This is a genomic window from Salinisphaera sp. RV14 (genome assembly GCF_052044135.1).
Classification (GTDB): Bacteria; Pseudomonadota; Gammaproteobacteria; order Nevskiales; family Salinisphaeraceae; genus Salinisphaera.
The window spans coordinates 44,733-66,059 of the sequence record NZ_JBQDYF010000019.1 but is presented as its reverse complement, the minus strand read 5'-3'; the positions used below and the strand labels follow the sequence as shown (position 1 = coordinate 66,059).

21 protein-coding genes and 1 pseudogene are annotated in these 21,327 nt (G+C 58.8%); 7 read left to right on the top strand and 15 right to left on the bottom strand.

Features of this window, described 5'->3' with window-relative positions; genetic code table 11:
* Positions 1-160 precede the first annotated feature (160 nt).
* Both ACS8Y6_RS15435 and ACS8Y6_RS15430 read right to left on the bottom strand, forming a co-directional pair.
* A complete protein-coding gene (locus ACS8Y6_RS15435) occupies positions 161-1,048 on the bottom strand; it encodes a hypothetical protein (RefSeq protein WP_440855959.1) in 888 nt (295 codons plus the stop codon).
* Between the two features lie 131 nt (positions 1,049-1,179).
* Entirely contained in the window at positions 1,180-1,659 is a 480-nt protein-coding gene (locus tag ACS8Y6_RS15430) for an Lrp/AsnC family transcriptional regulator (protein WP_440855958.1), read from the bottom strand.
* 386 nt (positions 1,660-2,045) lie between these two features.
* Here ACS8Y6_RS15430 and ACS8Y6_RS15425 point away from each other — a divergent pair, with 386 nt between their 5' ends.
* From ACS8Y6_RS15425 to ACS8Y6_RS15415, 3 genes are read left to right on the top strand one after another with little or no spacing between them, the layout of a single operon-like run.
* Positions 2,046-3,041 (top strand): pyridoxal-phosphate dependent enzyme, encoded by a 996-nt coding sequence (locus ACS8Y6_RS15425; RefSeq protein ID WP_440855957.1) that lies wholly within the window; start codon positions 2,046-2,048, stop codon positions 3,039-3,041.
* A 3-nt stretch (positions 3,042-3,044) separates the two neighbouring features.
* Positions 3,045-4,046: a 2,3-diaminopropionate biosynthesis protein SbnB gene (sbnB, locus tag ACS8Y6_RS15420; RefSeq protein ID WP_440855956.1), complete on the top strand. Its 1,002-nt coding sequence runs from the start codon at positions 3,045-3,047 to the stop codon at positions 4,044-4,046.
* Positions 4,043-5,005, top strand: coding sequence for a nucleoside recognition domain-containing protein (locus tag ACS8Y6_RS15415; protein WP_440855955.1), 963 nt, complete (start codon positions 4,043-4,045; stop codon positions 5,003-5,005). Before sbnB ends, ACS8Y6_RS15415 begins: the two co-directional genes overlap by 4 nt.
* 90 nt (positions 5,006-5,095) lie before the next feature.
* Here the strand turns inward: ACS8Y6_RS15415 and ACS8Y6_RS15410 are convergent, their stop codons facing one another.
* Positions 5,096-5,788 carry a transposase gene (locus ACS8Y6_RS15410; protein ID WP_440855954.1) on the bottom strand — a complete coding sequence of 231 codons (693 nt, stop codon included), beginning with the start codon at positions 5,786-5,788 and terminating at the stop codon, positions 5,096-5,098.
* 71 nt (positions 5,789-5,859) lie between these two features.
* Positions 5,860-6,153: pseudogene (locus ACS8Y6_RS15405) on the bottom strand (transposase); the annotation flags it as partial.
* Between the two features lie 416 nt (positions 6,154-6,569).
* Between ACS8Y6_RS15405 and ACS8Y6_RS15400 the strand changes: the two are divergent.
* Positions 6,570-7,376 carry a PEP-CTERM sorting domain-containing protein gene (locus ACS8Y6_RS15400; protein WP_440855953.1) on the top strand — a complete coding sequence of 269 codons (807 nt, stop codon included), beginning with the start codon at positions 6,570-6,572 and terminating at the stop codon, positions 7,374-7,376.
* On the opposite strand, the gene ACS8Y6_RS15395 is transcribed toward ACS8Y6_RS15400, so the two are convergent.
* The 8 genes from ACS8Y6_RS15395 to ACS8Y6_RS15360 all read right to left on the bottom strand — a co-directional run bounded on the left by ACS8Y6_RS15395 (position 7,361) and on the right by ACS8Y6_RS15360 (position 12,498).
* Positions 7,361-7,519 carry a hypothetical protein gene (locus tag ACS8Y6_RS15395; RefSeq protein ID WP_440855952.1) on the bottom strand — a complete coding sequence of 53 codons (159 nt, stop codon included), beginning with the start codon at positions 7,517-7,519 and terminating at the stop codon, positions 7,361-7,363. The genes ACS8Y6_RS15400 and ACS8Y6_RS15395 overlap by 16 nt on opposite strands.
* A gap of 8 nt (positions 7,520-7,527) precedes the next feature.
* Positions 7,528-7,938 carry a transposase gene (locus tag ACS8Y6_RS15390; RefSeq protein ID WP_440855961.1) on the bottom strand — a complete coding sequence of 137 codons (411 nt, stop codon included), beginning with the start codon at positions 7,936-7,938 and terminating at the stop codon, positions 7,528-7,530.
* Between the two features lie 162 nt (positions 7,939-8,100).
* Positions 8,101-8,664 (bottom strand): AAA family ATPase, encoded by a 564-nt coding sequence (locus ACS8Y6_RS15385; RefSeq protein ID WP_440850948.1) that lies wholly within the window; start codon positions 8,662-8,664, stop codon positions 8,101-8,103.
* Positions 8,665-8,683: 19 nt separating this feature from the next.
* A complete protein-coding gene (locus tag ACS8Y6_RS15380) occupies positions 8,684-9,019 on the bottom strand; it encodes a TA system antitoxin ParD family protein (protein ID WP_440850949.1) in 336 nt (111 codons plus the stop codon).
* A gap of 523 nt (positions 9,020-9,542) precedes the next feature.
* Positions 9,543-10,094 (bottom strand): hypothetical protein, encoded by a 552-nt coding sequence (locus tag ACS8Y6_RS15375; protein WP_440855951.1) that lies wholly within the window; start codon positions 10,092-10,094, stop codon positions 9,543-9,545.
* A gap of 44 nt (positions 10,095-10,138) precedes the next feature.
* Positions 10,139-10,849: an SDR family NAD(P)-dependent oxidoreductase gene (locus ACS8Y6_RS15370; RefSeq protein ID WP_440855950.1), complete on the bottom strand. Its 711-nt coding sequence runs from the start codon at positions 10,847-10,849 to the stop codon at positions 10,139-10,141.
* A gap of 11 nt (positions 10,850-10,860) precedes the next feature.
* Positions 10,861-11,787: an MBL fold metallo-hydrolase gene (locus ACS8Y6_RS15365; RefSeq protein WP_440855949.1), complete on the bottom strand. Its 927-nt coding sequence runs from the start codon at positions 11,785-11,787 to the stop codon at positions 10,861-10,863.
* Positions 11,788-11,850: 63 nt separating this feature from the next.
* Complete coding sequence (locus ACS8Y6_RS15360; RefSeq protein WP_440855948.1) at positions 11,851-12,498, bottom strand: peroxiredoxin-like family protein; 648 nt, start codon at positions 12,496-12,498, stop codon at positions 11,851-11,853.
* Positions 12,499-12,509: 11 nt separating this feature from the next.
* Here ACS8Y6_RS15360 and ACS8Y6_RS15355 point away from each other — a divergent pair, with 11 nt between their 5' ends.
* Complete coding sequence (locus ACS8Y6_RS15355) at positions 12,510-13,298, top strand: TetR/AcrR family transcriptional regulator (RefSeq protein WP_440855947.1); 789 nt, start codon at positions 12,510-12,512, stop codon at positions 13,296-13,298.
* Positions 13,299-13,568: 270 nt separating this feature from the next.
* Here the strand turns inward: ACS8Y6_RS15355 and ACS8Y6_RS15350 are convergent, their stop codons facing one another.
* The 3 genes from ACS8Y6_RS15350 to ACS8Y6_RS15340 all read right to left on the bottom strand — a co-directional run bounded on the left by ACS8Y6_RS15350 (position 13,569) and on the right by ACS8Y6_RS15340 (position 17,071).
* Entirely contained in the window at positions 13,569-13,880 is a 312-nt protein-coding gene (locus ACS8Y6_RS15350; RefSeq protein ID WP_440855946.1) for a hypothetical protein, read from the bottom strand.
* 74 nt (positions 13,881-13,954) lie between these two features.
* Positions 13,955-14,812 (bottom strand): PA4780 family RIO1-like protein kinase, encoded by an 858-nt coding sequence (locus ACS8Y6_RS15345; RefSeq protein WP_440855945.1) that lies wholly within the window; start codon positions 14,810-14,812, stop codon positions 13,955-13,957.
* 696 nt (positions 14,813-15,508) lie between these two features.
* Positions 15,509-17,071, bottom strand: a complete 1,563-nt coding sequence (locus ACS8Y6_RS15340; protein ID WP_440855944.1) for a peptidoglycan DD-metalloendopeptidase family protein — start codon at positions 17,069-17,071, stop codon at positions 15,509-15,511.
* A 182-nt stretch (positions 17,072-17,253) separates the two neighbouring features.
* On the opposite strand from ACS8Y6_RS15340, the gene ACS8Y6_RS15335 reads away from it, so the two are divergent.
* Positions 17,254-20,379: a bifunctional YncE family protein/alkaline phosphatase family protein gene (locus ACS8Y6_RS15335; RefSeq protein WP_440855943.1), complete on the top strand. Its 3,126-nt coding sequence runs from the start codon at positions 17,254-17,256 to the stop codon at positions 20,377-20,379.
* A gap of 297 nt (positions 20,380-20,676) precedes the next feature.
* A complete protein-coding gene (locus ACS8Y6_RS15330) occupies positions 20,677-21,117 on the top strand; it encodes a universal stress protein (RefSeq protein ID WP_440855942.1) in 441 nt (146 codons plus the stop codon).
* Positions 21,118-21,327: the final 210 nt, after the last annotated feature.

Here is a 21,327-nt window from a genome sequence, read left to right as displayed (position 1 = left end):
GAGATTGGCTTATCGGTTATGCCGCCGGAAGGATGGGGTTGGTGGACCGTTTACGTCTTCTCGACCGGAACCGGACCGGGTACAGCATACTTATCTGGAGGTTCCCGGAAGACAAGTGGCAGCTATCCGCCGCTGACGTAATCGTTCCTTTTCTATGCGCTCAGGACAGCAGACTGAGTCTAGATCCCGGCCAGTTGCCCTGTTCCATTTCGGCGGCAAGGTCATGCCGTGAGTGGCGGCGGACCGAAGATGCAGCAATGAATTGTGCGCCTAGCGCCAGACGGACAACTTGTGACCTTTTGAAACCGGCAGGAGCATAGCGGCTTTCAATGTATTTCGGCATCGCGGCCGCAATCTCAGCTATTTGGGGATCGTCGCGGTGCGGAAGCTCCCGCGCGACTCGCTTAGCCAACCGCTCTAGATCATGACCCTCGGCACCGCGCTTACGGAAGGAATCTGGATCCTCACCCGCCTGTACGATCGCCGCCTTTAGCGATAGTTCAACAGCTAAACAGATGGGTTGAACGACGGAATCGACGCTGAAGGTACCGGGAAGTATGTTAGCAAAGTCCGAAACGTTTGATGTCGCCATCCGCCAGAGTTGCAAGCCGCGCCCTCTACCCCTCTGTAGGTCGTCGAGGCCATAAGTCAGATCGAAAAGATCGGCAAAGGCAAAGCATGTGCGCGACGCTACCTGGCGGTTTTCCCTGCACCAAATCCACCACTCCCACTCGCTGTTGAAGCCAAGTCCCCTCCAAACTTGAATGCTCACGGCCCCGAAGACGACGGGAGCGGTGATGCGCCGCACCTGATCGACTACCGCCGCAATGCCTGTTCCCATGCCCGGCCAATTCTCATTCGATTCCGATAGCATGGCCTCAAAGGCGGCCGTTACACGTTCGACCTCAGCGTTGGCGCCGACTCCGATCGCAAAGCGATCGCCAAGGATCTCGCTGGCAGCATGAAAGGGCCGCTGGTGAGGATGGATTCCTTCCTCCGCATATTTGAGGTCAAGATCGCGCAGCGTCTGAATGGTCCAGTCTTTCATTTGGTACGGATACCAATAACGGCGCAGACCACGGAGTCCATCCACCAGGCACGGCCCGCCACTTTCCTTGGCCAACCCAGCGTACCCTGGCTCACTCGCTGCGCATCCTTTTCTGCATTATGTCAGCTGTGCTACTCGTAGTTGTCGGAGTTCATATAACGCGCAGGCACCGCGAGGCTTCGAAAGCTTTTGCCCATGGCAATCGACGTCCGAAACCCGCGGATATTGGGGTCGTTGAAAAACAGCCGGCGAGTCATGGCTTCAAAGTCGTTCATATCGCGGGCCACAGAGATCAACACAAAATCCCCCTCGCCGGTCACGTAATAGCATTGCTGGACAAGATCGTCAGCCATAGCTTTACGGCGAAAGGCATCAATCTGCTCGCCCTGGTCCCGCTCAAGCTCGACGAAAATAATGAACGTCATAGGCACATTGAGCGCTTCGGCATCGACTTCGGCCACCTCGCGTTTGATAACCCGAGTGTCACGCAGCTTCTTGATCCGGCGTTGCACTGCGGGCACTGACAGCGATACGGCGTCAGCGAGACGGTCCAAGGGCTGTCGGGCATCTTGTTGGAGCAGATCGAGTAAGTGACGGTCTTTGTTGTCCATAGGCTTGCAAAATTACATCGTGAATAGCCTGAAAAACAAGAAAATTGGCCGCTCGCGCCGATGATTACGCAACCTCACCTCATCAAGGATAGTCACTATGAAGCTGTGTTCACTAGCCAACCATTGAGGAGGGGTGCTGACGCCAAAACGGCTTTAGAACAGACGGTCCCGATGCATCCATCGGAGTCGCATCGGCGACGACTTCATCGTAACCCATACATTAGTTTCGACATCTTAAAGGCCGTTGCAACTAGTTCTACCTGCCGTGGTGGCAAGTGAATAGATATATAGAGGCCGAAAACCAGGTTCGCCGGTAAGAGTGTGATTCATAAAACCTAGCATCTCAATTCGTTACCACTTCAAACAGCACAAGTGGGGAGATACAGATGAAAGTAATTGAGGACTCTCTGAAGTCGGATGACTTCATTGTCTTGAAAAACTGTTTCGATCGATTCGACGTTGCGTTGAAGATCGAGGGGCTCAACTTCGCTGGGTCAATCAAACTACGTACCGCCAAAGCACTGCCCGATTATGCGGAGCGATACAGCGGACTTACGAAGTCACAACGATTTATCGAATCTAGCTCGGGCAACCTTGGTGTTGCCTTGAGCATGATCGCTGCAAGCCGCGGATACGATTTCACCTGTGTTGTTGATCTCAACACTAACACGAACAACATCGCGATCATGGAATCCATGGGCGCCCAAGTCATTGTAATCACGCAGAAGGACGAATCAGGTGGCTATCTTGGTAGCCGTAAACGCTACATTCGGGAGCAACTTGAAATCGACGCCGACCTCATATGGTTGAACCAATACGAATGCGAAGCGAATCCACGAGTTCATGCCGACGAGACGGCACGCCAAATCCACCGCCATTGCCCAGATGTGGACCGGCTCTACGTGGGGGCCGGCACCACGGGTACCGCTATGGGCCTAGCGTATTACTTCCGATTCAGTAAGCCGGATGTATCGCTCATCGCCGTTGACTCCGTCGGGTCTATCACCTTCGGCGGCAAACCCGGGCCACGTTATCTTCCAGGCCTCGGCGCGAGTGTAAGTCCTATGTTCTTCGATTCAGCCTATTTCGATGGCCTGCTCCAGATCGACGAAAGCGAGACAGTAGCAGTTGCGCGCTATATCGCGCGCCAGTATGGCCTTTTACTAGGAGCCTCGACCTGCACGGTCCTCGCTGGCATGTACGAGGATCATCAAAAGCCCAGCGATCGTCTCGTGGCAGTTTCGCCCGACCTCGGCACTAAATACATTGAGACAATGTTCAATGACAGCTGGTGTGACGAGAAATTTGGCGACCAATGGCGCTACTACGATTTCTTTTCAAGACCCCAGATAGCGAAAGAAACTGCACAGACTGGAGCCTGAACCATGCTTCGTGTGATCAAAGGTCCCCAAATTACTCGCTTTCTTGCCAATGACCCTCACGCGGTTGTTGATACGGTCCGTCAAACCTACTTATTGCACAAGCACGGCCGGACCAACAACCCCGATAGCTACTTTCTAACGTTCCCTGACAACCAGCAGAATCGGATCATTGTCTTGCCTGCTTCGATCGCGAGCGATGACGTTCAAATTGCTGGGCTTAAATGGATCGCTAGCTACCCCGCGAACATCGAACAGAACCTGCAACGAGCCTCTGCAACGCTCTTGTTGAACGACTACAGCACTGGTTACCCGATAGCGTGTCTCGAAGCCTCCCAAATTAGCGCGCATCGTACAGCTGCTTCCGGTGCGGTCGCTGTCCAGGGGCTATCGCGCGGGGAACGATGCTTCGAGACCGCCGCTTTCATCGGGTGCGGTGTACTCGCGCAGAAGACTCTCGAGTACCTACGCTTACTGGATCTCAGTATCAAACGTCTAGCCGCTTTCGATCAAGTAGACGATTATGCGTCCCACTTTGCGACCCGAAACCACGATAGGAGGCTACATTGCAACGTTGCTGATTCAATCCAAGAAGCCTTCCGCGCAGATTTGATCGTCTGTGCGACAACGGCATCCGAACCATATATCACCTTAGATGAAATCGAGCTGGATCGCCAAGTTGTGTTGAACATCTCGCTACGCGATTTAGACACCGACATTATCGAGGCCTCAAACAATATCGTAGACGATGTCGATCATTGTCTTAAAGCACAAACGTCGTGCCATTTGACTGAGCAGAAGTTGAAAAGCCGGTCGTTCATCGATGGCGAGATTGCTGATGTCCTTGATGGGTCGTATGTAGATGATCCTTCGCTGCCAACCGTTATCTCCCCGTTCGGCTTGGGCGTCTTGGATATTGCTCTCGGACACCGACTCTACACCGCGCTCTACCAGGACACGGACACAGTCGGCGTGCCCGATTTTCTACCCAGCATGCAGCGACTATGAACGACCAATCCTTCAGACTCTACATCCGTCATTTCTTGGCCCGCACGGGCGTGACCTATTGGATCCTTGTTCGGGTCGTGGTGCCAGCGATGCTCGTTGTCAAGATCGCTTCAGAGCTGGGCCTGGTCCAAGATTTCGCGGATCTGTTGTCACCAGTACTTGGCCTTATTGGCTTGCCGGGCGAAGCGGCTATTGTCTGGGCAACCGCGTTGGTAACCAACTTGTTCGCTGGCGTGGCAGTTTTCCTCCAAATCGCCACGCCTGATACGTGGACGACGGCCCAAGTATCAGTACTCGGGTTGATGATGTTATTTGCTCATGCCTTACCGGTGGAATGTGCGGTCGCGAGAATGAGCGGTCTGCCAGCATGGTACTCGATTACGCTAAGGGTGGGTGCCGCCTTGTTATCTGGCTACCTAACCATGCTCACCCTTTCAACATTAGGACTGTGGCAGGCACCTGTTACAACCGAATTTTCTGCACTCTATAGCGCTCATGCCCAGTCGCTCTCGGCCTGGATACTGTCCCAACTCAAGACGTTGGCAACGATCTACGTTGTCATCACGGTGATGACTCTGGTCCTCGATCTGATCCGTCGAACGGGTTTTGACCGAGTCATCGCTCGTGTACTTACGCCTTTCTTTCGAGTTATCGGATGCCGTTCTGCAGCATCTGACATGACGATTGTCGGACTGACACTTGGACTGAGTTACGGTGCCGGGCTGATGGTTCAAGAAGCAAAAAGCGCCAATGTGAGCGCATATGATCGCACCTCTGTTTTATCCTTTCTCAGCCTTTCCCACAGCCTGATTGAAGACACGTTAGTCATCGCATTAATGGGGGGATCGCTACTGATACTCCTATTCGTTAGGCTGCTATTTACCTTCGCGCTCGTGATAGTGCTGCGTATCGGGCAGGTGTTTACATGGCTGGCAAAGATGGAACATGCCCTTGCCTGACCTCGAAAGTGCCGATAGACGAACTGAATAATAGGGAACAGACCACGCTTGGGGCAATAGGGGACAGACCACGGTTTCTGGCGCCCTCGCCTAGCTCGATTCCTTCTTCGGCCGCCCCGGCTTCCCGCGACTCACGCGACGCCCCAGCGCCGCCGCGACTTCGGCTTCGAAACGGTCGCTGCCTAAAACATAGTTGCCGTTCGTCGCTTTCCGAATCTCGTCAATCAGCCCGGGATCGAGTTCATAACGAAACAATTCCCGGTAGGCCGCTTGTCGCTCGGTTGGCGTTCGGCCCAACGCGTTGTAAAGCGAGTGCGGTGTGATGAGACGGCTCTTCTCGCCCTGCCCGTTCACACGATAACTCGACCAGGTGTATTCGGCCGGGTGTTCGACCATACCGGCACGAACCGGGTTGAGTTCAATGTATCGATAACACCCCATCACGTAGTGTTCTTCCTGGGTGAGACAGGATCGGAACCGCCCCTCCCAAAGTGTGCCGCTACGACGATAGCTCCGGTTGACGTATTGCACGTAGCGCTGGCCGAGTCGCTTCATCAATTGCCCGACACCGCCGGTTGTTTTGGCGGTTAGCAGCAGATGGACATGATTCGTCATCAGCGCATAGGCATGAATCATGCATCCCTCGGACTCGGCGTACTTCTGCAACCATTCAAGATAGAAGCGGTAGTCGTCTTCCGAATAGAAACAGGCTTGCCGGTTGTTGCCACGCTGGATCACGTGAACCGGGACCTGCGGAAGCATGACGCGTGGACGTCGGGGCATAACTCGACTGGAGCGAAACCGATAGTTGAGTGAGCATAGCATAAAACCGTGGTCTGTCCCCAAATTCCGCAAAGGGTGCCGCTACGACGATAGCTCCGGTTGACGTATTGCACGTAGCGCTGGCCGAGTCGCTTCATCAATTGCCCGACACCGCCGGTTGTTTTGGCGGTTAGCAGCAGATGGACATGATTCGTCATCAGCGCATAGGCATGAATCATGCATCCCTCGGACTCGGCGTACTTCTGCAACCATTCAAGATAGAAGCGGTAGTCGTCTTCCGAATAGAAACAGGCTTGCCGGTTATTGCCACGCTGGATGACGTGAACCGGGACCTGCGGAAGCATGACGCGTGGGCGGCGGGGCATAACTCGATTGCACCGAAATCAAGAGCGGCAGCATACCATAAAACCGTGGTCTGTCCCCAATTCTTTGCACGCGTTGCGCCGGAGACAGGGCAATAGCGGCACACAAGCGCCGCATCCGCACCGTTGCCGAAAATCAATCGACATGGGATGTCTTGCTGTCGTCCCGCTCGTACCATCGCGGCTTGTTCAGACTGGAACAGGGTATTGAAGCGCGGTGTCAGGTTCATGGCTTCAGGCCTGCCACAAGCCGCGATCTCGGCCTCGACACTGTCGAACAATTTTACATAACTGCCAAATCGAAACGCTTTTATTTTTATTGTTCAGTTACTTGCATTTTGGTCCGGATTTTGCATTCTATAATCCTCCGCATCACACGCCGCCTCGGCACGCGCGGGCGGTCAAGTTAGGAGAGAGACATGACCCACGCCATCCGCGCCACCGCCCGCCACACCGCCGCGCTCGCCCTCATCGGCCTCACCTCCATGGGCAGCGTCATGGGGATCGCTCACGCCACCCCCTTCACAATCGCCAACGGCATCGCCCTCACGGTTGGCGCTTCCACTAACGGCGCCGCCCCCTTCACTCTCGACGATCTTGATAGCACCACCACGGGCATCGGCAGCCGCAGCTTCAGCCCCGCCCCCGGTCTAACCGTAACCATCGCCGGCACCAGCTCCAGTCTCTCCGGGGTTTACGCTGGCACCGCGCCCGGCGTTTATACCTCGCCCTTCGCTGCCCCCGGCAGCACGCCGCCCGCCAATGGCCCGACAAATTATCTTGCCGCCTGGGCCAACTCCGGCACCATAACCATGACCTACGGCACTGCTCAGACCGGCTTCGACCTACTCTGGGGTTCCGTCGACGCTAGCCCCTTAGGCAACGTTGCGAACCAGCTTACCTTCACAACCCCGCAAGGAGACTATAGCGTCACCGGCACCGACGTTGCCGATGCCCTCGCGTCCGAATACGGCAGCTACACCACCGCGTCTCGGAACGCCTGGGTCGAGATCGCATTCCCCGCCGGCGTCACCTTCACCACCGGAACCGCCAGCGCCAGTAGCCAGCCCGCCTTCGAATTCGTGCCCGGTCGCGCTAGCAACCCCACTATCGAGACCCCTGAACCCAGTTCGATCGCTCTACTAAGCACCGGCCTGGGCCTGATAGGACTCGGCCTGATAACCCGTCGACGGCGAGCGGAAGCATGGGGTCAGATACCCTCTTGAATTTCAAGTCCCGCCATCGGTATTTCCGCCTTGAACGGCTGACCTGACTTCACCACGCCATAGATCAGATGCACGAGCTTACGCATGCTTGCGCCGACGATCGCCTTTGGCGCTAAGCCTTTCTTTTCCAGTCGCTTGGCCATCGCGATAATCACCGGATTGTGGCGTTTTGCCACCATGCCCGGCATATAGAGCGATTGTCGTGCGGCGGTGTGCCCGGCTCTCGAGATCGTCGTCCGACCATGGACGATGTGCCGGATTGCTTCTGTCTCGGCGTCACACCGATGAAGGCCGCCAGCGCCTTCGCGCTTTTGAACCGGCGAACATCACCGATATAGGCTAGGAACTGAGCCGAGGCGCGGGGGCCGATCCCCGGGATGCTGCGCATCAACTCGGCGTCCTGTTTGAGTTCAGGATGGCCGTCGATGTGGTCATCGATATCCGATTGGATCTTTGCGATCTGGTCGTCGAGCCAGGCGACATGGTCTTCGACCATCGATTTCACGCTGGATGGGGCTCCCTGATCCAGCGCTTCGATCCGGTTGAGTTCCTGCTGACGCATGTCGATCAAGGCTTGTAGCCGATCGACCAATGCGCGCAGTTCGCGGACGGCCAGGCTGGGTGGCGTCCAGCGCTTGAGATCCGCCCGTTGGGCGGAGGCTCGGGGTCAGGTCTTGCGTTGTGCGTCATGCCATCTATTTCGTTCGGCTGGGCGGACGAACACTTACAGACCGTAGATATCCTTCGCCCAGCACGGAATATAGCTCACGGCCTTATCGAGCTGACCATTCCTGAAGGTGAGAATATGGCGGGCTGGGCTATTTGCCTTCGAGCTGTCGAAGATTTGGGCGAGATCGGCCAATGCCACGGCCGCGCGAATATGCCGCTTGTTACGCTCGTATCGCTCGCGGATTTTATGCTCGGGCACGTCATGCCCGCCCTGAGTGACGCGGAAACGCACGCGCGCCACGGATATGTCGGCACTCTGAACGTTGACGTGAAAGATCACGACACGAAAACCCTGGGCCTTGGCATTCCGGATGAGATTTAGCTTGCTCTGATGCGAGAATACAGTTTCGGTGACAAACGAGCGCTTCTCGTTCAGATACGTGTCGCGCCTCGCCGCCGCCAGTCGCGCGGCCTCGTAGGCATCCAGTTCTTCGCCCTGGGCCTGTCTTTCCTTGCGTATCTCATCGGCGTTCACGAATGGGGCGTCAGTGATCGGGCGAACCCGTTGCTCATAGAGCGTCGACTTGCCCGCCCCGTTCGGGCCGGCGAGCACGTACATCGTCGGCCTCGATTCCAACTCAGGTGCCTAGATCTTCCGATTTGATGCCTTCGGCACGCTGCTTCTCTGCCAGCCGTTTAAAAAATGCGCGCTCTTCGTCGCCCGCCTTCTCCATGATGGCCTCATGTTCGACGTCGTATACGGCGCGCTGATAAGGGTCCAGATCGTCGGGAGAGATACGCCCGCGAAGCGCGTCGTTGACCTTGCTACGGTCATACCCCGGCGCATTCTCGATCGCCTGGCCAACGCGGGCCCAGTGCTCCAGTTGCGCTTGAAGGGTGCGAGACATCACGCCCGCCTCTTTGCGCGCCTGACCTAGAATGGCGCGTGATAGACGAACACTTTCAGTAGCCATAACCGACCTCCTGCATGGCCGCAGATCACACGAGGGACGCATTGCCGTACGTCCACCGCTAACAATGAAATTTTACCACAAGTGTGGTGAACCCCTGCCAGGGTCATCCATCTCATGCAGACTCGGACGCTCAGGGGCAGGTCTTGCGATGTGCGCGGCGCGAGGTCGACTGAACTCTCTGCTGCAACACGAATAGGCCGGGACAGACTGGACTGGCCCAGTCACACGTCAGGGTCTGACTCCGGGGTCGTAGTCATGATCCACGAATGGAGAAACGACTAGCCGGATTGCGTTCGCGCAACCGACCGCGCGCTCCCCCCAGCGGACAGCACGGGCAATCGTCATCAGAAAGGCGGTAGATTCAACTTCGAACGCTTCGCGAGGCCCTCGAAAGGCGGCCTTCCTTGCAGCTTGAAATTGAATCCACTCTTAATTAACTTAGCGCCGTTCTGGCCTGTTCTTTTTGTCTGTGCTGCGGGCGGCAGCATCGACACGCTGAGCCATGACTTCACTCCCACAGCCATCAGGACCGCAGCTTTGGGATATCCACATTCGTACTCGACGGCGACGTGGCCTTCAAAGCCCGATTCTCCCAGGAACGGGACTTGAGCAGAACCGTAAAAATCATCACGTGCGAAACCAGTACCAAGGGAGCGTAAAAGGTATAGATATACCAAAAGGTGGCGAGATCGAAGCTCGGAACGTTCAACTGAAAGACACCGCGCACGCCGTTGAGAAGGTCCACGAATCCCCACGTGTTGGTAACCCACACCAGCGGGACAGCACCTCGCCAGTTGCTCCGCAGAGCAACGATCGACGTGAGTGCGAGCGCCGCTGCCAAGAGATCACCGTAAGCCGCAGCGGACAGGAAGTCGCTGGGCAGTTTCGGGTCGACCATCCCCGTAACCAATAGGGTCATTCCCACATAGCGGGGCACATGCACCCAAAGCAGCAGGGTTAGTGCTGAATTACGTGACAGCCTGGTGAGCAACGGCCATACGTACCACGCCGCGATGAGGGCAAGGACAACGCAGCTCACCAGAAGTTGCATCCAGAATATTATGACGTGATTCATCAGGAGTTCCTACCCATAGCTATCTCCCCGGGCGAAGCCGCGGCCTAGAATTTTTCCGCCCATGGGCGAACATCGATTTCCTGGGACCAGGCGCTGCGTGGCTGCCGATGCAGCTGCCAATACAATTCAGCAATCGCGGGCGGCGCGAGTAACGAATCCTCGCCGCGTTCGTCGATAAGAGACTCATAGCGTTCGGACTCTATTTGTCCGTCTATGACGACGAAACAGACGTGTACGCCTTGCGGCCACAACTCGCGGGCCATGCTCTGGGCGAGCGCGCGCAAACCGAACTTTGGAACCGCCAGGTTGGCGAAGCCGGCGCTACCACGCAGCGCTGCAGTGGCGCCGGTAAAGATAATCGTGCCGTGTCCTCGCTCTGCCATGCGCCGTGCAGCCGCTTGCCCGACGAGAAACCCGCCGAAACAGCCGATGCGCCAGCAGCGCTCGAAATCGGCGGGATCGATATCGAGAACATTGTTCTTCTGGAAAGCGCCCGCGTTGAACACGACGACGTCGGGAACCCCGAAGTCGCGTTCGACACGGTCGAAGACACGGAGAACCTCTTCGCCGTTCGAAACGTCGGCCGCATAAGGTCGGACATCCTGACTGTCTACGGCGTGGATCAGGGCGTTGAGTTTCGCTTCGTCGCGCGCCACCACGCCAACCTGCATGTTCGCCGTTACGAAGCGCTGTACCAGAGCCCAACCCAGGCCGGGCCCTACCCCGAAAACGATTGCTGTCTCGCGTGCCGGCATGTCTGTTCTTCCTATGTTGTCCTGCCGCGCAACTCTTGCACGTGCTGGTACGCAGCCGGCACATTGACAGACTTGTGGGCCCACTCGAACAGGCTGTACTTGGCATAACGGGGCATGTCGACAGCCTCGAGCGTGGCTTCGGCTGACCAGCCCGCGTCGATCGCCGCGCGCACGGCGCTATCGAGTTCGCGAAGATAGTTAAGCGGGAACTCAATGTCCGCCGGGCGCATGGGCCTGCCGTGACCGGGGATGATGATTGCGTCTTCCGGCAGGAATTCGCGCACGCGGGTGAGCGTCGCCATCGTCTCACTGTGCCGCCCTTCAAGAAGCCACGGTAGGGCCGGAGCCGGCGCCTGGATCATGTTACCCACCCAAAGAACCTTGGCCTCTGGCGCCCATATCACGAGATCACCGGGCGTCTGCGCGAACCCAAAGTGGCGAATTTCAACCCGGCGCCCGCCAAGATCCACGCTTAGCATGTCCGCGACGGTGATATCGGCGGTGCGTGCCTGTACGCGTTCGATGCCCTTGCCCTTACCCATGAGGCCGATCATGAAACGGCGATCGTCCTCGAAATGTTCTTCCATGTAGCGTTTGGTCGCCGGATGCTGGATCACGGCGGTGCTGTCGGAAAACAGGTAGTTCCCGTAAGCGTGATCACCGTGATAGCTGGTGTTGACGAGAAAGCGGATCGGTTTCTTCGTTCTCTGGCGTACAAGCCCGATAAGTTGCGAGGCGAGATCGCCATTCAACATTGATTCGATGACAAGAACACTGCGCTCGCCGATAACAAAGCCTGCCGTTGTGGCGACATGGTCCTTCGTGAAGACGTCCTCAGGCATGACCGCGAATACGCCGGGACCCAGTTCCTTCGATGTAAGCTTCACCTGCGCCGCATCCCAAGGGGGCGTGGCTTCCGGTTCGACGGTCTGCGTCATTTTGCAATCTCCCCTTGATTTTTCAGCATCGATCGCCGGTGCGTTCGCGCTTGATACAATCAATCAGAGCGCGCGGAGCACCGCAACGGTGTCCGAGGGCTCCGGCCTATACCGATAGTCCGGGTCGGCCTTGATGTCACGAATGACGCTCTGGCGGTCGATGACGAGCCGCGCCGGAATCGGCAACGTCCACTCCGCACCGGCGTTAACGCGCGACAGATCGATCTTGAAGACGTGCTGATACACGTCCTTCAAGTCGTCGGGCAGCTGATACGCCAAGCCGAAGGCCTTCGCAGTGGCATTCTTTTCATCGGACAGGACACTGAACTTCAGACCCATCGCCTGCGTCTGCTTCGCCGCGCGTTCCTGAGTCTGGGGAGAAATCACAACCAGTTCGGCTCCGAGCGCGCGGAACTGCTCATAAGCAGCGTTCAATGCCTTCACCTCCTCGGTGCAGTAGGGACACCACGATCCGCGAGTGAAGCTGACCACGAGAGGCCCGTTCGACAGCAATGCCGCGGACGAGACCATCTGGCCAGTTCCATCACGCAGCTCGAATGTCGGCGCCCGATCGCCAATCTTTTTAATGCCATCCATGGCCTGGGCGCGAAGATGCTCGAAGTGCGCGTTGGTCACCGCGCTCGCTTTGGCAGGCAGCGTCTTGGCGAATTTGATTCTCATGGCGGCGAGGCTCGAGGTGAGGGACGGCATGAGGTCTCCGGGTGGCGAGATCAACGGTCATACGTGAGCAGGGGCAATGGTCAACAGCCAAGGCCGGCGGCGCGCAGGTTCGTACGCACAGCCACCTTCTGTTATTTTTGTACCGTATCGAACACAATATAGCAATACTTTTTATGCCGACCAGTACAAAAAAATCGCGCCGACGTGGCAGACCGCTATCCTATGACCGCGACGTGGCACTTGGCGCTATCCGCGACGTCTTCTGGGATCAAGGCTTCTCGGCCACATCTCTCGACGACATCGCCACTGCCGCGGGCATGAATCGGCCAAGCCTTTATCGAGCCTTTGGGCACAAACGCGAGATGTACCTCACGGCGCTTCGGATGTTCGCAGCCGAGTCAGGGCGCGAATTGCAGCAGGCCCTGGAAAAGCCCTCGCTTCGCGAGGCGCTTGAAGCTTTCTATGCGCGGGCGATCCAGGATTATGTATCGGACAATGAGACCCCGCGCGGCTGCCTCGTCATCTGCACGGCGGTTAGTGAGGCCACTGGGGATCCGGAGATTCGGTCCACGCTCGCAGCAATACTGGCCGAAATCGATTCCATGATGGCTATTCGAATCGCCAAGGCTCAGGCCGAGGGGGATCATTGCACGGACGACGATGCGGGCGTTTTAGCGCGGATCGCAACCAGCGTTCTGCACAGCTTGGCCGTTCGCGCCCGGGCCGGCGCCCGTCGAAGTGAGCTGTTCACCATCGCGCGCGCCACGGCCGAGCTCATAGCCGGAGGCGCGTCACGCGTCGAAATGCAACGCCAGTGTCCTGTCTCGTAAGTTTCTTATCCAACGAGCGTGAGCCATCGGCGTGGCTGGCAAGGCGCGAGACCCCGTCGTATCGGGCCCCATACGGCTGGGTTTCGCAACGCGGCCAGACGCGCTGAGGGCCACGCGCAGTGTAAGGTTACTTGCGAGACATGACACTAATAGCCATTCTCCGCATGATTTGACTCGGATCCTCGTCGAATTTCAATTCATGCCATCGGTATTTCGGCCTTGGGAATAACATGGGTTTGGGTCAGGCTGAGCTGGCCTATCCGACGTCAACTACTTTGACCGGTTCGTGTTGCCGCATCGCTTGCCGGTCCAGCCGCAGGCTACATAGAACAGTAAATCGCCCACCGCTTTGCTAACGCTGCCGAATGCGATCGCTTGTCGCGTGTAATGGTTCATCAGATCGAGCGCCCGCTGTCGCGCCATGGCGCCCATGCTGGAGCGTAGCAAATCGATGGCTCGCGCCATTGCGCTTTGCGCATCGATCTGGCCGGTACGCTTCAAAGCGTCGTGGTCGACACAATAAGATTGCAGTTCGCGCTGAATACGTTCGATTGCCCGCCGAGCTTCAGCTGAATAGTTCAATCCAGGTTCTCGAGTGCCCTTGACCCTCCGGTATTCGGTGCCCCCCACCCAGGTGGCAACACATGCAATGCAGGCTAGGAATCGTCCTGCGCCTGCTCGCGCCCACGCTGGCGCGCTTCGGCTTCGCGCCGCGCTTCTTCGATCTGATCCAGAACCGCGCCCACGTCGGCTGCCGTCTCGTCGCGCGTGAATAGCCCGGTCAGCGGCGTGTCCGGCGCGAGTTCCGCCGCCTCGTACAAACCCCAGATCTCGAGTGCATATTCGGTTTCCAGCAACTCGGGCGCGACCTTGCCGAACGTGGCGCGTAGGTTGTTCACATCCCGAGCAAGCATGCGAAAAGCATTGTTATTGCCGGCTGCGTCCACGGCCTGCGGCAAGTCGATAATAACCGGGCCGTCCGGGCCGATGAGCACGTTGTATTCCGACAAGTCGCCGTGAATCAGGCCCGCGCAGAGCATGCGCACGATTTGCCGGATCATGAACGTGTGCCATTCGACCGCTTGCGTGGGCGTCATCTCGACTTCGCCAAGCCTGGGCGCCGGACGCCCGTCCGAATCGAGTACGAGCTCCATCAGCAGCACCCCGTCGAACACGCCAAACGGTTTCGGGACGCGAACGTCCGCACCGTACAGCTTGTACAAGGCATCAACCTCGGCGTTTTTCCACTCGGTTTCCTGGACCTTACGTCCGTAATGGGTACGCTTGCCGGCAGCACGCGCATTGCGACTGCCCCGGGCCTTGCGTCCCTCGGTATATTCGGCGGCTTTCTGAAAGCTGCGCTGCTGTGCGTGTTTGTAAACCTTGGCGCAGCGGGTTTCTGAACCGCTGGTCACAATATAAACCGTCGCTTCCTTGCCGCTCTGAAGCCGGCTGACCACCGCATCGATAATGCCGTCATGAAACAAGGGAAGCAGCGCTTTGGGTGTTTTCATAATGCGGGATGAATCAGCGAAATGATGAGGTCGATTGAGTCGGCGTAGGATTCTGTTCTTGCAAAACCCGGAAGACACTTTTCAGCGCTTTTGACGCTGGCCAGTCATAACGATGCCAGTGCGATCGGGATCATGTGTTTCACTGCCAGTTCGCTACGCCAACAAGCGAGCCTCGGTCGGTGCAGAAACAACAGGGGCCGACACAATAGAGGATGACCATGGCCTCCAGCCACCCTGCGCTATTCGCCCCCTTGCTCGCCCGCCCCAACACACCGCGACTGACCCGAACAATCGCGAGGAACCATCGGGGACACGGAACAATCCGGGGCAGACCACGGTTCCCGACACCCTCGCCTAGCTCGATTCCTTCTTCGGCCGCCCCGGCTTACCGCGACTCACGCGGCGCCCCAGCGCCGCCGCTACTTCGGCCTCGAACCGGTCGCTGCCTACAACATAGTTGCCGTTCGTCGCTTTCCGAATCTCGTCAATCAGCCCCGGATCGGGTTCATATGAAACCGTGGTCGTCCCCCCAATTCTCACGGGTCGGCATCTTACCGGGCATCAAGCCAATGGTTGGCCCGCCCCCTGGGGACCGATTACGAAAGGCCGGCGCCCAAATGCCACGAGCGTAAACCGACCCGGAGGGTTCCCCACAAATCAGGCCCTGCCCCTCCTGAACGCGCGGCCCAGGCGCTCCTAGCTGGATCGGCCCGAGCCGGCGACACAGATCGAGCGACTCGCACGCCCCGGGCTTGTGGCCTGCCCAGCGGGGCCGACGATACGGCTTGAACACACTTTGTGTTGACCAAGAACGCTGGCGTATCCGCGCGAATGAACCGGTTGATCGACCATCGCGACAAGCGGGCCAATACGTTTTTTGAATTGGGCCAACTGTTTGCCGGTCAACGGTCGAGCGGAGGGTAACGGCATGGTCATGGGGTTGTGCGGCACGCCGTTCTTGCGGATCTCGAACAGCAGATGCGGGCCAGTCGACCAGCCGGTATTGCCTACTGTTCCAATGCGCTGCCCCTGTTTCACATGGTCCCCTTTGGCCAGACCATGGGCAAAGCTGTGGAGATGTGCATAGCGCGTGGTGTAGCCGTCGAAATTGCGCAGATAAATCACGCGGCCATAGCCCCGGGCCCAGCCGATGTATTTGACCGTGCCGTTTGCCGCCGCCCGCACCGGGGTGCCGATCGGTGCGGCCATGTCGGTGCCATTATGCGGCTGGAGCACGTGAATCGCCGGGTCCATGCGCTCCTTCATGAACGGTGAGCTGATTCGCGTGTAATTGACAGGATGGCGCGAGATCCCCAGCTTGTAGCTCTTGCCGTCGGCGTTCAGATAGCGCACCCGGCCATCAGGCTCGCGGAAACGAAAAACCCGCACTTTGCGCTTGCCGACGGTGAAACGCGCCGCCAGCAAGGAACCCGGGCCGAGGCGTTTGCCGCCTTCATAGCGCACCTTGTAAAGAACGCGGAATTGATCGCCGCGCTGAATATGGCGGGACAAATCCATGCGCGGCCGATAAACCTGGCTGAGTTTATTGGCAATCGTGGCGGGTACGCCCGCCGCCGCCAGGGAGCCCGACAAGGATGTCCCCACCGTGCCGGCCACCATGCGGCGCTCTACATGCAGGGAGATCTTGTGAATGTGGGCGCGTAAGCGGCCACCGCGGCGGTCGACCCTCAGCGTCTTGAGTCGCCCCATGCGATAGCGCAGATGGGTGAGTTCGCCGGCGCTGTTCTTTTTCAGCCGGATTAGGTCGCCGGGGTGCAGTCGCGTCAACGACTGGGTGGGCCCGCCCAACGCGAGCACATGCCGCCAGGATTGCGTGCCGAGCCCGGCTTTGGCGAAAGCGCCGGACAGCGTACCGCCGCGGCGAACCCTGATCGTTTGCCACGTCGAGTCATGCTCGGGCGCCGTGGACGTCGCAGTTTTTGCCGAAACCGTAGCGAATACACCGGTCGAAAACAGTGCCGGAAGCGTCAGACCGATTGCCAGCAAACCACTGCGCATACTAATCATCAATATCGTCATCATCTGATTGGGACACTGCTCACACGACAGCCCTGCATTCTGCACCGGGCTTGTTCGCGACCTTGCTCGATATGTTGCGGCGACGCCTGCCGAGTGCGCCGCAGCCCGGTATTGTAATCGTTGTCGTTCAATGCGCGTTTTATAGCCGTAATAATGATGATCGCGGCACGCGGGGCTTTCGACAGGGTCGCCACTCGTCACCTCGACTATACCGGGCACGGCGTCACATGCTCGGCACAACACTCACCATGATATCGGCAGACCACGGCCGATCGTTACGGTCCTGCTATCCCGCTTTTGTCCTCAGGGAAAAACACTCTTTCCTGATCACACCCGCGTCACGTCGGGCTATTACTGTTCCGGTATCAGTTGCAGACGCGTTGCCGGCAGGACACTCGCAAATGAAATATAGACGCAAAACCCGCGCAGCCCGCTGGGCTGTGTTGTTTGTCGGCGGACTGGCCGTTTGCGGCTACGCGACGGCGCAGGTGCAAGACGTTTCGCACCCGCGCTCGCCGGACGATGGCCTCATTCACGGCCAGTATTTGCCGACCGGCTACGCCATTACACCCACCGCCGCGCGAGGCGCTGCATTCCATGAGCTCAACCCTGGCTTGGCCGACCACCCCGCTTATCGAGTCGATCACGCGGCCAGTACGGCGATCAGCCCCGATGGGCAAACATTGTTGGTGCTGACCAGCGGCTATGATCGGCTGGACGACGCAAAGGGGCATCGGATCGATTCGGCCTCCGATGAATACGTGTTCGTCTACGACATCAGCCAGGGCATGCCACGCAAGACACAGGTGATCAAGGTCGCCAATACTTTTCTCGGCATCGCCTGGAACCCGAAACCGAAGTCCGGACGGCCGACGTTCTATGTGTCGGGCGGCGTGGATGACGATATTCACGCTTACACGCTTCGGGATGGGCAGTACGTGGCGAGTGGCGCGCCGATCAAACTGGGCCATACCCGGGGCAACGGACTGGGCAAGGTGCGGCCGATGGCGGCCGGGTTGTCGGTGAGTCCGGACGGCACACGGCTGCTTGTCGCCAATCTGGAAAACGATTCCGTCAGCCTGATCGATTTGGCCACGCGTTCGGTGGTCGCGGAGCAGGATCTGCGGCCCGGCATCATCGACCCGGCCCGGAGCGGCGTACCCGGCGGTGAATATCCGGTAGCCGTGCAGTTCGACGGCAACGACAAGGCTTATGTGAGCAGCCAGCGTGACCGCGAGCTGGACGTGCTCGCCATCGCGCGGCATGCCCCGCGGCTGAGGGTACGCGCCCGTATTCCAACACGGGGCCAGCCGAACAAAATGGTGCTGAACCGGAGCGGCAACCGCCTGTATGTCGCGAGTGACAACAGCGATCGCGTGCTGGTCATCGATACGGCGACCGACCATATCGTGCAAAGCATTCCCACGGTGGCGCCGCCGCATGTTTTCCAGAACAGCGGTGGATTCAAGGGGGCCGGGCCGAACAGCGTACGGCTCTCGCCCAACGGGCACTGGCTTTTCGTGACCAACGGTGGCATGAATTCGGTGGCCGTCATTCAACTGGCCGGCGCGGGGTTGGGCCCGACACGGCGAGCTCGACCGGGCGACGACACGCCTGACGCGCGACCCGGGAACGACCCGGGCACCGCATCGTATGCAGATGCCACGGATGCGCACGATCAGCAGAGTCGCGTGATCGGGCTTATTCCCACCGGGTGGTATCCCGAGTCGGTCAACGTGAGTGCGGACGGTCGCCATTTGTATATTGCCAACGGCAAAAGCGCCCCCGGGGGCAATGCCGACCATTGCGGGCACAAACCGAACACGCATCCGTCCGGCAGTTGTCACCGGTCCAATGAATATGTCTGGCAACTCGAAAAAGCCGGTTTGCTGTCAATGCCCACGCCCAACCCACGGGCGCTGGGCCGCCTCACCCGCCAGGTGGCTTACAACGATCACTTCATGAACCAGAAAGATTACGGGCGGGAACGAGCCGTGATGCGGTTTCTGCATCGCCACATCCGACACGTGATCTATGTGGTCAAGGAGAATCGCACCTACGATCAGGTTCTGGGGGATTTGCCCGAGGGCAACGGGGACCCGAGCCTGGCGTTTCTGGCGCCTTACATGCCCAACCACCACCGCTGGGCCCGCCAGTTCGTCGACCTGGACAATTTCTACGACAGCGGCGAAAGCAGCAACATGGGCTGGGACTGGTCGACAGCCGCGCGAACCAACGACTACACCGAGAAGACCGGCCCGATGAACTATGCCGGCCGCGGTTTTACCTACGACCAGGAAGGCACCAACCGTAACGTCAACGTCGGGTTGGCGACGCTGGCCAAACGCCAGCAGTTCAATCCCGCGGTCCCGGACAAACCCAACCTCCTGCCCGGCGCCGTGGATGTGGCGGCGCTCGAGGGCCCGGGGCCCGATACCGACCACGATAACGGCCAGGGGTATATCTGGAATCAGGCCTTGAAGGCCGGGTTGACACTTCGTAACTACGGCTTTTTCGGCGACCTGTCGCGCTATTACGTATCGCCGAAAAATCCCGCGTTCGTGCCGCTGGCACGACATCCTCACGCGGCCGGCGTTCGCCAGTTTTTCCCGACCAAGCCGGCCCTGATGAAATATAGCGACCCGTATTTCCGCGGCTTCGACAACAGTTATCCGGACTACTGGCGCGAGCAGGAATGGGCGCGGGAATTCAGCCAGTACGTGGCCCACGACAATCTTCCCAACCTGATACAGGTTCGGTTGATGCGCGACCACACCGGCAATTTTTCCAGCGCCATCGATGGCGTGAATACCGTCGCTACTCAGGTGGCGGATAACGACTATGCCGTGGCGCGACTTGTCCAGCGGGTGGCGCATAGTCGGTATAAAGACAACACGCTGGTCTTCATCGTCGAGGACGACGCGCAATCCGGCGCGGACCACGTCAGCGCCCACCGCAGCGTGGCCTTCGTGGTCGGTCCGTACGTAAAACAGGGCGCGGTGGTATCCCGGCGTTACACCACGGTGAACATGCTGCGGACCATCGAGGATGTCCTGGGCTTCCAGCCCATGGGGCTGAACGACGAACTCGCCGCCCCCATGACGGCGGTTTTCGACATTCATCAGAAACGCTGGACCTACCACGCGGTTGTGCCTGCCGTTTTACGCCGTACCACACTCCCCCTGCCGAAGACGGCTGTGCCCGCGGCTCCGAGCGACGCACAGCCGCCATCGGCCGAGGCGAGCATTCTGGATCACTGTTTTGCGCAGTCGCGCCGGAGTGCCACGTACTGGGCGACGACGATGCGCGATCAAGACTTCAAGGTGCAGGACCAGCTCAATACCGCAAGCTATAACCGCGAGCTGTGGCGGGGTTTCGAGGGCAGTAAACCACGACCCGATCGGGACGGAGACGATATGCGCGGGCATCGCCAGCGCTTGTTGCAGGCACACTGGCGCCGGATGGCGCGACAGTGCCTGTCCCGACATCAAAATGACGACGGACAGGCCCGAATGGCGCCGGGTTAGGATATATCGGCGTGCTGCCGCGCATCCACGGCTGTCATTGCACGCCTTGAAGTTACGATTTGATACGGATGCACGCCGCGATCGGCCTGCCGCCGACAGGTGCTTGTGGTGCTTGGCGTGGCACCGTTTCCGTCTGCCGCTCGCATGCCCCCATAACACCTATCGTTAGCCGCGAATAACGCCCGGGCCCGTTCGTTGACTTGTGTCAAGGCGCTGACGCCTAGACGGCGCCATGCTGCAGACAGGGAGGCGTAATCGCCTTTCGTCTTTGCACCGGCGACTGCAACGGAGACTGCCATGTCACGCGAAATACTCGTGCCGCTCGATCTTTCCCAGCCCGATGCCATTGCAATGGCCCTGCCCTATGCTGTGCAGTGGGCCAGAGCGCGCGATGCCTTTGTGCACCTGGTGACCGTACTGCCGGACATTAATGCCGGCATGTATCCGTATGTGGCGGTACGGGCCACCGAGGAATCGCGTCAGTCCGCTCAGGATCGACTGGACGAGGTGGCGGCCGAGCACATCCCGGCCGATCTCGACTCCGCCACGAGCGTGCTCATCGGGCGTATGCCGCGATATTTGATCGACGAAATCAACAGAACACATCCCGACATGGTTGTATTGGCCGCACACGACCCCAGGCTGGCCGATATGTTTTTGGGCAGTATTTCCGGATCCGTGGTGGGACATGCGCATTGCCCGGTACTCGTGGTACGCGACCCCGAATTGCACAGATGACATGAAGCGCCGCTGTCTTCGTCGCACCGGCCGCGGCCCGGCGCCGTTTCACAGGCGGCTCTGCGAGGTGGACTTGCAGCCCGCGGGGTCAGATCGCGCTTTGTATCGCGAACCTCGGGCACGAATCCCGCCACTGCGCACGCATGATCGAGACCTGACCGTGGTGTCGCCTCCGATGTACACTCGTGATCCAAGCGGGGAGATCGCCAC